At 56.4% G+C, this 11,103-nt stretch carries 9 protein-coding genes and 1 pseudogene; 6 read left to right on the top strand and 4 right to left on the bottom strand.

All coding sequences use genetic code 11. The features are described 5' to 3' along the window. From D1227_RS13935 to D1227_RS13920, 4 genes are all read left to right on the top strand, one after another. The coding region (locus D1227_RS13935; RefSeq protein WP_199288329.1) for a S26 family signal peptidase at window positions 1–296 on the top strand (296 nt) is incomplete at its 5' end. A 448-nt stretch (window positions 297–744) separates the two neighbouring features. After that, complete coding sequence (locus D1227_RS13930) at window positions 745–2,469, top strand: DUF3363 domain-containing protein (RefSeq protein WP_158586659.1); 1,725 nt, start codon at window positions 745–747, stop codon at window positions 2,467–2,469. A 112-nt stretch (window positions 2,470–2,581) separates the two neighbouring features. After that, a complete protein-coding gene (locus tag D1227_RS13925) occupies window positions 2,582–4,549 on the top strand; it encodes a conjugal transfer protein TraG (RefSeq protein WP_119405085.1) in 1,968 nt (655 codons plus the stop codon). Between the two features lie 3 nt (window positions 4,550–4,552). Then, window positions 4,553–4,963, top strand: coding sequence for a ribbon-helix-helix domain-containing protein (locus D1227_RS13920; protein ID WP_119405084.1), 411 nt, complete (start codon window positions 4,553–4,555; stop codon window positions 4,961–4,963). Window positions 4,964–5,949: 986 nt separating this feature from the next. On the opposite strand, the gene dmpG is transcribed toward D1227_RS13920, so the two are convergent. Genes dmpG through D1227_RS13905 form a run of 3 tightly spaced genes read right to left on the bottom strand, consistent with a single transcriptional unit; the run spans window position 5,950 to window position 8,731 of the window. Continuing rightward, on the bottom strand, window positions 5,950–6,993 hold the full coding sequence (gene dmpG, locus D1227_RS13915) for a 4-hydroxy-2-oxovalerate aldolase (RefSeq protein WP_119405083.1): 1,044 nt from the start codon (window positions 6,991–6,993) through the stop codon (window positions 5,950–5,952). Then, window positions 6,990–7,946, bottom strand: a complete 957-nt coding sequence (locus D1227_RS13910) for an acetaldehyde dehydrogenase (acetylating) (protein WP_119405082.1) — start codon at window positions 7,944–7,946, stop codon at window positions 6,990–6,992. Before D1227_RS13910 ends, dmpG begins: the two co-directional genes overlap by 4 nt. Then, window positions 7,946–8,731 carry a 2-keto-4-pentenoate hydratase gene (locus tag D1227_RS13905; protein ID WP_119405081.1) on the bottom strand — a complete coding sequence of 262 codons (786 nt, stop codon included), beginning with the start codon at window positions 8,729–8,731 and terminating at the stop codon, window positions 7,946–7,948. Before D1227_RS13905 ends, D1227_RS13910 begins: the two co-directional genes overlap by 1 nt. A 93-nt stretch (window positions 8,732–8,824) precedes the next feature. Between D1227_RS13905 and D1227_RS20490 the strand changes: the two are divergent. Further along, a pseudogene (locus tag D1227_RS20490) lies at window positions 8,825–9,013 on the top strand (helix-turn-helix domain-containing protein); the annotation flags it as partial. A gap of 42 nt (window positions 9,014–9,055) precedes the next feature. Next, window positions 9,056–9,598 carry an IclR family transcriptional regulator gene (locus D1227_RS13900; RefSeq protein WP_233350150.1) on the top strand — a complete coding sequence of 181 codons (543 nt, stop codon included), beginning with the start codon at window positions 9,056–9,058 and terminating at the stop codon, window positions 9,596–9,598. Between the two features lie 304 nt (window positions 9,599–9,902). Here the strand turns inward: D1227_RS13900 and D1227_RS13895 are convergent. Then, a protein-coding gene (locus tag D1227_RS13895) for an IS3 family transposase (RefSeq protein WP_119405079.1) occupies window positions 9,903–11,038 on the bottom strand; the annotation gives its coding sequence in 2 pieces (ribosomal slippage) (window positions 9,903–10,768 and window positions 10,768–11,038; 1,137 coding nt in all). Window positions 11,039–11,103: the final 65 nt, after the last annotated feature.

The following is an 11,103-nucleotide window of genomic DNA, read 5'->3' as shown; positions in this document are numbered from 1 at the left end:
AACATGGGTTTGTCGGAAAAGATTGGCCACTCCTGAAGCGTATCGCTGGTGTGCCAGGCGATGAGATTTGCAGGGTAGATGGACGCATTCTCATTAACCAAACCCCTCATGGCATCGCAAGAAAAACAGATTCTATGATGCGAGATTTGCCTTCATGGGAAGGGTGTATCAGGCTCAGTAATAGCCAGATATTTTTGATGAATCCGCATCCGGCTTCTCTCGATGGACGTTACTTTGGGCCGACCAATGTAAGTGATATTCAAAGTTCAGCGCAGCTTGTGCTGGAGTGGCGCTAAATAGAGATGGCGGCGTTTTCCGGCATATGGCGGCATAAAGCGGCGAAACGAAGCGTTAGATCAGCCAGCAAACCCGAACGGGCAAGATAAAACGCTTGGCGCCAGGTCCTGCCTAACACCTTGTCTGTACATCGATTTTCTGGCGCCCTTTGCATGGCTTCGAGACGCCCGGTGGACGGTGAATATCCCCGCAGCCATTGGGCATAGTGCGGGCGCCAGGTACCAGGAGGCGGTTATGCCGATAGATGATGACTTCACGCCACGGCTGGGTCTGATCAGGGATCGCGGACAGGCAGGCGGCCAGCGGCTATCCAAACGCTTGCGCAGGGCGGCCGCGAGGCTTGGTCCTAAGGGTAAGACAAGCCGCTACTCAGGGCGCAGTCTGGGCCGGGGATCTGCGACGGTGAGGCAGCTGGAATTTCAGCGCCGCAGAATAGCCGCGTTCCGCATGCGGCGGGTCGTTGTCAAATTCCACATAGCCCGCGCCGGGCGTATTGCCGGAAATGGAGCCTTCCGTGCGCATCTTCATTACATCCAGCGTGATGGTGTCGAGCAGGATGGAAAAGGCGGAGAGCTTTACGGCCGTGAAGGTGAAACACCGAGCGCTTCAGACTTCCTGGAGCGCAGCGAAGGTGACCGCCACCAGTTCCGTATCATCGTATCGCCTGAAGACGGCGTAGCGCTAGGCGATCTGCGCGAACACACACGGGCATTGATGGCGCAGATGGAACGTGATCTCGGCACGCGGCTCGACTGGGTTGCCGTGGATCACCACAATACCGGTCATCCTCACACACATGTTGTTGTTCGCGGAAAGGATGCACGAGGCAAGGATCTCATTATCGCACCGGATTATCTGAAAACGGGTCTTCGCAAGCGCGCTTTGGACCTCATTACGGAACGGCTGGGACCGCGTCGCGATCTTGAGATCGCGCGGGCGCGGCATTCCGAGGTTCAGCGGGACAGGCTGACGGCAGTGGATCGGGCCATGTTGCGAGATGTTGAAGTGGGTGAGCTGGTGATCAGCCCGAATGCCTCAAACGAAGCCGACCGGTTTGATCGCAGCCTCCGGCTCCAACGGCTCAGCCATCTGGAAAAGCTTGGCCTGGCCACACAGATAGAGGATGGCCGCTGGCGGATGAAGCCAGACTGGGACAGGACGCTCGCAGACATGGGCCGGCGCAATGATGTGATCGCAACACTGGCGCATCGGTTTGGACAGAAGGAAGGTGTTGAACGGCTCGTAAGCTTTGATTCGGACCGGGAAGAAGGCGGCAAGCTCATGGGCACTGTGCTGGCGACGTTTCCGGATGATGAGTTGCGTGATCGGCGCTCGATTGTTGTGGAGGATTTTGAAGGGCGGCAATGGCTTGTTGATCTGGGGGAGGCAGAGCTAGGTTCCACGCCTACGGAAGGAGCGGTGGTTGAGGTTAGTTCGCGCAAGACGCGGGCGAGGAGTTCGGACCTAGTAATCGCGGATATCGCCGAAGGCACGGGAGGGATTTATTCCGAGCGCCTTCATGCGGAGGCTGATCCATCGTCCACAGCTGCGTTCCGGGAGGCTCATGTCAGACGCCTGGAAGCACTCCGGCGTGCCGGACTGGTGGAACGGCAGCAGGATGGGAGCTGGACTATTCCGGATGACTATCTTGAGAAGGCGGCCGCATTTGAAGCGCGTCGGGGAGGGGGTGTCAGCCTGAAGACTCTGTCCTGGCTCACACTGGAAGAGCAGGTCACGCATAGGGGTGTGACCTGGCTGGACGAAGGACACGAGGACAAGGACGGAAGCCGATTGCGGTCTGTTCGACAAGCCCGGATCGCGTGGTTGCGGGAACACGAGCTGTTGGCGCCGGATGCAAATACGCTCGATGCAGAAGCCCGGGGCCGGCTCAGGCAAAGCGAACATGCCGCGGTTGTCGCGCGAATTGCCAAACAGTCCGGGCGCCTACAAGTCGAGCTTCAGACGGGTGACACGATCACAGGAAAATATGAACGCGCAATCGATCTTGGTTCCGGTCGCGTTGCTGTCATCGGCAATGCGAAGGAATTTGCGCTGGTTCCATGGCGGCCGGAGATCGAGCGCCATCTTGGTCGCGAGCTGGTCGCCAAACGAACCGCTCAGGGCGTGTCATGGACGATCGGGATGAGCCGGCAACGCGGCCTGTCACGTTAGGCGCTTGCATGCCTTTGGATCAGGCTGCCGGGCTTGCTATCGCGTCCGACTGTTGGAGGTGGCGGTGTTGCTCGAAGATGGGGGCTCTTCGTTAGATGCAAAGGACCTCGCCATGCGCCCCGGAAAAATCCTTCTCGGTCAGGTCATGGTCGTCTTCGTCCTGATCGTTCTGACAATCTGGGGAGCGACACAGTGGACGGCCTATATGTTCGGATACCAGCCAGCCCTTGGGCACCCATGGTTTTTCGCGGGCGAGATGCCGGTCTACAAACCCTGGCGCCTGTTCCAGTGGTGGTATGCCTATGAGGCCTATGCGCCGGACGTGTTTGCACGCGCGGGCCTCATTGCTTCAAGCGGAGGACTGCTCGGCATCTTCGCTGCCGTCGTCGGTTCGGTGATCCGGAGTCGGGACGCCGCGAATGTCACAACGTATGGGTCAGCGCGATGGGCCAAATCGCACGAACTGAAGCGTCTTGGGCTCCTGGCAAGTGACGGCGTGTTTCTCGGCACGGTCCGGCATGCCTATCTCCGCCATGATGGACCGGAACACGTCATGGCTTTTGCGCCCACCCGTTCGGGAAAGGGGGTGGGATTGGTCGTGCCGACCCTGCTGTCCTGGACGGGAAGCACCGTCATTCATGACATCAAGGGAGAGAACTGGGAACTAACATCCGGCTGGCGCTCGACTTTCTCGACCTGCATTCGGTTCGATCCGACCGACCGCCGTTCCCCGCGTTACAATCCGCTGCTTGAAGTCCGGCGCGGCGAGTGTGAAGTGCGGGATGTACAGAACATCGCAGATATTCTGGTCGATCCGGAGGGCTCACTGGAGCGCCGCAACCATTGGGAAAAGACCGGGCATTCGCTGCTCGTCGGCGTGATCCTGCATGTCCTCTATGCCGAGACGGACAAGACATTGTCGGGGTGTGCGAAGTTCCTGTCTAATCCAGATCGGACCTTCACGGCAACGCTCACAAGAATGATGCGGACGAAGCATCTTACAACTGAGGCGGGAGAACGTTCGGTCCATCCCGTAGTGGCTGAAGCCGCGAGAGACCTCCTGAACAAGTCTGAAAATGAGCGCTCCGGCGTGTTGTCGACCGCGATGAGCTTCCTTGCGCTCTACCGTGATCCGGTCGTCGCTGCGGTGACGTCAGCAAGTGATTGGTGCCTCATGAATCTTGTGGACGCCGAATGTCCAGTTTCGCTCTACCTCGCCTGTCCGCCCTCTGACATGTCGCGGACGAAGCCTCTGATGCGCCTTATCCTCAATCAGATCGGGCGGCGGCTGACAGAAGAATTGCCGGACGCGAACCGGCGGAAAGTACTCATGATGCTGGATGAGTTTCCGGCGCTTGGGCGGCTCGATTTCTTCGAGTCTGCGCTTGCCTTCATGGCAGGCTACGGCATCCGTGCCTATCTGATAGCGCAATCGCTTAACCAGATCGAAAAAGCCTACGGACCGAACAATTCGATCATGGACAATTGTCATGTCCGAGTCGCGTTCGCGACAAATGATGAGCGGACCGCCAAGCGCATATCAGACGCACTTGGCACAAAGACGGAGCTCCGGTCACAGAAGAACTATACAGGCCACAGACTCGCGCCCTGGCTCAGCCACATGATGGTGTCCCGCCAGGAAACGCAGAGGCCGTTGCTGACGCCTGGAGAGGTCATGCAGCTGCCGGCGAGCGATGCGGTCATCATGGTGTCGGGCGTACCGCCTGTGCAGGCGAAGAAGCTGTGCTATTTTGAGGATCGGAACTTCACACGAAGGGTGTTGCCAGCGGCAAGCGTCGAGATTGCTTCGACAAGCAGCACAGACAACTGGGTCGGATCAACTAAAGCTGAGGCATCGGCGTCAGAAGATAGTGTTGTTCCTGGCGATGCGGGTGAGGGTGGGCTTGAGCTGGCACCGGACATTGTTGAGCCGCCCGAGAAAGCAGACCCTGATCTGGAACCTGATCCCGAGCTGCCTGATGAAGACGGACCTGATCCATTCGAGGCGCGCCATCTCGAAACCATCCGCAGGGCGGCAGCACTCGATCTGGCCGACCCTGACACTTTACCGGATTTTTGAGAGATGCCGAAGCCACGGATAAATTTGAGGCTTGCAGCAGATGTTTATGCCAGGTTGGATGAAGCGACGCAGCGCCCCGGTGTCACGAAGTCAGCCATCATCGAGCAGGCGCTTCGGGAGTACTTTGATCCTGAGGTCAAAACCGGGCTCGAGGAGCGCGTTCTGGCACGCTTGGATGCCTTTGATCTTCGCCAAGGTGAAATCGAGCATGACGTCGGCTTCACGCTCGAGGCGCTTGGTCAGTTTGTGCTCTACTGGCTAACGCGGGCGGATCCTCTTCCGGAAGGGGAGCGCGAAGCGGCACATGCGCTTGGGCATAGAAGGTTCAACTATTTTGTTGAACAGATTGTACGAAAGATGAATCGTGAAGAGAGCTTATCCGAACGTATGAGACTTGAAGGAGGGGCGACCTGAACGCCATGTGTTGAGTGTATAGTTCGATAGTCCAAACCTTTAGGAGCTGCTCTTAAAGTTACCCTAAGTTTGGGCTGGAGTTTTGAGTCTGCAAGACCGCTCTGTGACCAATTTGCCGAAATCTTAGGCCTGTGTGATGGTGGCCAAGCCCAACTTGCCGTTGGATATTAACGCCAAGGCCGGACCACCAATCCCAAGTGCGTTAGGAAACCGCCGGACCGACAAAACCGGTGGGACACCTCTGTGGGGCAGAGAAGGCCTGCCGAGCCTCCGGTAGGGCTTCAAATCTGTCTTCAGGTGTTCGATACGGCTGATCATTGCGGCCCTTAGGGGAATTATTCATCGCAAATCACCTGTAGACCACCGGTCTAAATTTGAGGGTAAACGAATTAGCTTGGGTGGAAAAGTATAGCTTGGGGGGCATGATGAGATGTCACTGCGCCAGCTTTGGTTCTACCTGAAGAGCAGAGAAATGCCTTAAGCGCCTCGGTAAGGATCAGACCTTTGAGCAATACTTCCGGTGGTAGGAGCAATGTAGAAATTTCGAAATAGGCTAAAGCGTGAAGCTATCTTTTCTAGAACCAGTGTAATGACCAAAGGAGTTCGCATGCTGACAAGGGTGGCTGCAATACTCGCCGCATTGACGGCAGCTATACACACTATTGTAGGTGGATATGATACACTTGCCCCCTTTCTGGAAGTGCAGCTTAGTAGTGCAGTGAAGGGAACTTTTCACGCCTGCTGGCACATGGTGAGTGTTTTTCTTGTGTACTCATCGTGGGCGTTCTGGAAACGGGAGCCCGTTGCGCTGCACTTCTCGATATTGTGGGTTTGCTTTTCATTTATATTCATTGCGGTCGGCCTCTGGCAGCAAGGGGTGTCAGGACTGATAAGTTTGCCGCAATGGTCATTGCTTGGGTTGGCTGGCGCTCTTTACCTTATAGGCAGACGTCAACATATTCCTGCAAGCCGGTAGAACAGAGCTGTTACTCTGTTTCCTTCTGTTTCAAGAGGTCGAGAGCGACATCGACGATCATGTCTTCCTGACCGCCGACCATACGGCGATTGCCAAGTTCGACAAGGATCTCGCGGGTATCGAGACCATAATCTGCTGCGGCCTTTTCAGAGTGGCGCAGGAAGGAAGAGTATACGCCTGCATAACCCAGTGAGAGTGTTTCACGGTCGACGCGGACAGGACGGTCCTGCAGTGGGCGAACCAGCTCTTCAGCCGCATCCATCAGCTTGTAGAGATCGCAGCCATGCTTCCAGCCCTTGCGATCGGCAGCGGCGATAAAGACTTCCAGCGGTGCGTTGCCTGCGCCCGCACCCATGCCGGCCAGAGAGGCGTCCACCCGCCTTGCGCCATTCTGCACGGCGACTATGGAGTTTGCGACACCGAGCGAGAGATTGTGGTGAGCGTGCACTCCGCGCTCTGTCTCGTCCTTCAGAGTCTTGTCATAGGCCTGCAGGCGGGCGGAATATCCGTCCATGTCGAGCGCGCCGCCACTGTCGGTGACATAGACGGTTGTCGCGCCATAGCTTTCCATCAGGGCGGCCTGCTCGGCGAGCTTCTCGGGCTCGATCATATGGGACATCATGAGGAAGCCGATCGTGTCCATGCCAAGGTCGCGCGCCATGCCGATATGCTGCCTGGAGACGTCAGCTTCGGTGCAGTGGGTCGCTACGCGCACTGAGCGTACGCCAAGATCATAGGCGCGCTTGAGCTCTTCCACTGTGGCGATGCCCGGCAGGATGAGAGTCGTGACGACCGCATTTTTTACCGAGTCGGCCACTGCCTCGATCCATTCCCAGTCAGTCTGGGCGCCGAAGCCATAATTGAAGCTCATGCCGGAAAGACCATCGCCATGCGCGATTTCGATCGCGTCCACGCCAGCTTCATCAAGCGCCTTTGCAATCGCGGCTACATGCTCGATCTTGTACATGTGGCGGATGGCATGCATGCCGTCCCGCAGGGTCACATCCTGAATGTAGAGCTTTTCACGGGTCGGGTCGTTCAGTCTTCCGGTCATGCTGAGACTCCAAGTTTCATGGTTGCGATCCGCTCTGCTGTGCCAAGACCGGCGGATGTCATAATGTCCAAGTTGCCAGCATAGGCGGGCAGGTAGTGTGCGGCTCCTTCCACTTCGAGGAAGATGGTCGACTTGATACCTTCAAATTCCCCATAGCCAGGGATACTTAGCGGATTGTTCGAGCCAAATCGCTCGAACTGGACCTTCTGCTTCAGGCGGTAGCCTGGCACATAGGATTTCACGGCTTCGACCATCTCATGGACCGATTTTGATATTTCTTCCTCGGTTGCACCTTGAGACAGCGTGTAAACCGTGTCGCGCATGATCATTGGCGGCTCGGCGGGGTTGAGGATGATAATGGCCTTACCTTTGTCTGCACCGCCGACAGCCTCAACGGCGCGTGCCGTTGTTTGTGTGAACTCGTCAATATTCGCACGTGTGCCCGGGCCTGCGGAGCGCGAAGAGACTGAGGCGACGATTTCCGCATAGGGGACGCGCTCCGATACGCGCGTAACTGCAGCCACCATTGGAATGGTCGCCTGTCCGCCGCATGTGACCATGTTGACGTTCTGCTCGGCCAAATGCTTTTCGATATTCACCACGGGTACGCAATAAGGGCCGATCGCTGCCGGCGTCAGATCGACCACAATCTTGCCGCCGCGTTTGCAGATGTCATTGTGCTTTTCGTGGACATAGGCGGAGGTGGCGTCGAAAACAATTTTGATTTGGTCCCAGAGCGCCTCATTGGCGACGAGGCCGTCCAGGCCCTCATGCGTCGTCCATACCTTCATACGTTTTGCGCGGGCGAGACCATCGGAATCCGGATCGATGCCGACCATGGCGCCCATTTCAAGGACTTTCGATGTCCTGAGAACCTTTATCATCAGATCCGTGCCGATATTGCCCGAACCAATAATTGCAACCTTGACCTTGTTGCTCGAGTTGGTTGTCATCATTCTTCTCCATAAGTGAAGCTAACGGAACCAAGCCCGCCAATCCTTGCAACGACGTGATCACCAGGGGCGAGTGTGACCATGGGGCCAAGGGCACCTGTCAGCACAATGTCACCGGCACGCAGGGGGTGACCAACCTTCACCAGAGTTTTGGCAAGCCAGGCTGCTGCAATAAGAGGATGACCAAGACAGGCTGCGCCTGAGCCGATCGAAACAATTTCATGATTGATCTCCATCACCATACCGCAGGTATAGAGATCGAGCCCATCCAGCGGCTCTTGCTCATCGCCAAGGACGAAGAATGCTGAAGAGCCGTTGTCAGCGACTGTGTCGGCAAAGGAGATCTTCCAGTCCGCGATACGGCTATCGACGATTTCGAGCGCGGCGACGGCATAGGCGGAGGCATCGGCGATATCTTCCGGTGTCGGGTCCGTTTTCGTGACATCTTTGGAGAGAACAAGAGCAACTTCCGCTTCGGCTTTGGGTTGAATGACTCGTGCTGGAGACAAAGTTCCATTGTTCCCGATCCGCATGTCATCGAACAGGACACCAAAATCCGGCTGGCCAACGCCAAGCTGGGCCTGGACGGCCTTAGCGGTCAGGCCAATCTTGCGGCCGATGATCTTGCGCCCTTCAGCTTCCCAGAAGCGAGTATTGAGGTCCTGTATCGCATAGGCGTTGACTATGTCCTGCGGATCTAGGCCGTCGCGTAACGGAGGAATGCCCCCGCTGCCATAAGCGTTTCGAAGGCGCCTTGCCAAAGTTTCGTGTGAAATTCCCAACATGGTGTCTGTTGTCCCTGTGACGTATTCGGGTGTCTCCTTCTTCAGATCACAAATCAACTTGCCGCAGTCCCAAAGTGCTCATAATGTGAGCAGATGAATGCAGGTTCGAGACAGCTGGAGAGAGCAGGGCAGGGGACGTCGTCCATAGACAGGGCGTTGTCACTTATGTTGGCTCTAGTTGACGACAATGGTAGAAGCCCAGCGTCTGAGATAGCTCAGCGCCTTGGATTTGCGCCATCCAGTGCAAGGCGCGTTCTGGGAGCTCTTTCCAATGCAGGCGTCGTCACTCGCGTTTCACATGGGAGGTACGCAGCCGGCCCAGAGTTGGCCCGCATCGCAATGAATGTCACCTTGCATGCTCGTCTGGTGCGGGTCGCCGAAGTACCCTTAAGGCGTCTCGCCGGGGCAGCAAAGGGGACCGCGCATTTAGGCGTACTGGAAGGCGATATGGTGACGTATTTGGCGCGGCATAGTGTTGATCCGAGTTTTAAGTTCTCGCAGATCGGTACACAGTTTGAAGCGTATTGTACGGGAATCGGCAAAATTCTTCTGGCTGGTATGCACGAGCAAGAACGAGATGTTTTTCTGGCTAACGGGCCCTTTGTTCCGATTACGGCCGATACTCTAACGGATCCAGAAATGCTACGCAGAGATATCGAGATTAGTGCGCGCCGGGGGTATGCCGTTGATCAAGCCGAGATGTTTGAAGGGGTCCACTGTGTTGCCGTGCCTATCAAACGCAATGGCGATACTATTGCCGCCATATCGCTGTCCCGCAAGGGAGCCCCGCCCTCAGAAGTCAGGCGCAAACGCGACCTTTCGCGACTATTGGCTTGCGCAGATAGTATTTCTATTGCTCTTGGTTGATGGACTTCATCAGCGAATGAGGAGCCCACTGTCGCTGACGAAAATCGACCCCGTCGTTCTCGGGCTAAGAGCGTGGCTAGCAAGAGTCAGATAAATTCCAGTGTGGTCTTCAGGTTGTGCGGCACCGAGTGGGCTTGCTGCATCAACCGTGGAAATAAGTTTCCTGTTTTCGCTGAGCGCCAATTTATCATCGCCGAACGCAGTTACGCCCGTCAATGACGTAGTTGTCCCTCCAGGTGCTGGCCTGCCCAACTTGACTGGCCCAACCTATTTGGGAGAACCGGCGGTTGGTTAGTAGCGGCGTTCATGCCGCCTTCACCCTATAAGGCGGCGTGAAGGTCGCGGGCAAGATAGTTCTAGGAGCGGGCGGTTTGTATCCAAGCGATGAGTGCGGTCTTGCGGTATTGTAAAACAGTCTCCAGTTTTCGATCAGGACTTGCGCCTCGCGCAGATCATAGAAGATTTCTCTGGCGAGCAGCTCGTCTCTGAGCTTGGAGTTGAAGCTCTCGCAATAGCCATTTTCCCAAGGGCTACCTGGCTCTATATAAAGCGTTCTGACGTTCAGTTTCTCGAGCCATTCGCGCAGCGCCGTCGCAATAAACTCGGGGCCGTTATCTGAACGTATATGCTCTGGCGGGCCGTGTTCAACGAAGAGTTCGCCCAAAGTGTCCAGAACATCGCGGGAGTTCAGCTTGCGTTCGACACGGATGGCGAGACACTCACGCGTAAACTCATCGATCACGCAGAGCATGCGAAACACTTTGCCATCATGAGTGCGGTCTTGAACAAAATCGTACGACCAGACATGGCCTTTATAGGCAGGCCTGAGACGGACACATGATCCATCGTTCAGCCAAAGCCGCCCACGTTTGGGTTGTTTCTGTGGGACTTTCAGCCCCTCACGTCGCCAGATGCGATAAACGCGTCCTTCGCTCACCGACCATATATCGTCATTAAGAAGAGCGGTGATGCGTCGATACCCATACCGACCGAAGCGTTCAGCCAAGTTGATGATCGCATCTGTCAGTGCGGCCTCATCTGCTCTGGGTGTCGGGACACGTCGTTGCGTTGAGCGATGCTGGCCGACCACGCGGCAAGCTCGGCGTACTGAGACGCCAAGCTCTTCCACCACGTGATCGACTGCGATGCGCTTACGTGAGGGGCTTAGAACTTTCCCCGCACGACTTCTTGAAGGATTTGATTGTCGAGCGTGAGATCAGAAACTGCTCGCCGTAAGCGGGCGTTCTCCTTCTCAATATCCTTCATGCGTTTAGCCTGGCCGATTTGCAGGCCGCCATACTCCTTGCGCCAGCGATAATAAGACTGCTCACTCACGCCGATCGCGCGCACAGCATGCCCAATCGTTTCACCCTGACTAAGGCGCACTTCAACTTCGCGCAGCTTTGCAATGATCTCTTCAGGCTTGGCTCTCTTGCCCATGGTTCAACTCCATATCAGAGCCGATCCTCTCTCAAAACATGGGCCAGTTTTTCGAAGGCAGTCCA

This window comes from Henriciella mobilis, assembly GCF_003576315.1.
GTDB lineage: Bacteria > Pseudomonadota > Alphaproteobacteria > Caulobacterales > Hyphomonadaceae > Henriciella > Henriciella mobilis.
The sequence above is the reverse complement of the archived record's forward strand: the minus strand, read 5'-3'. Positions and strand labels throughout refer to the sequence as shown.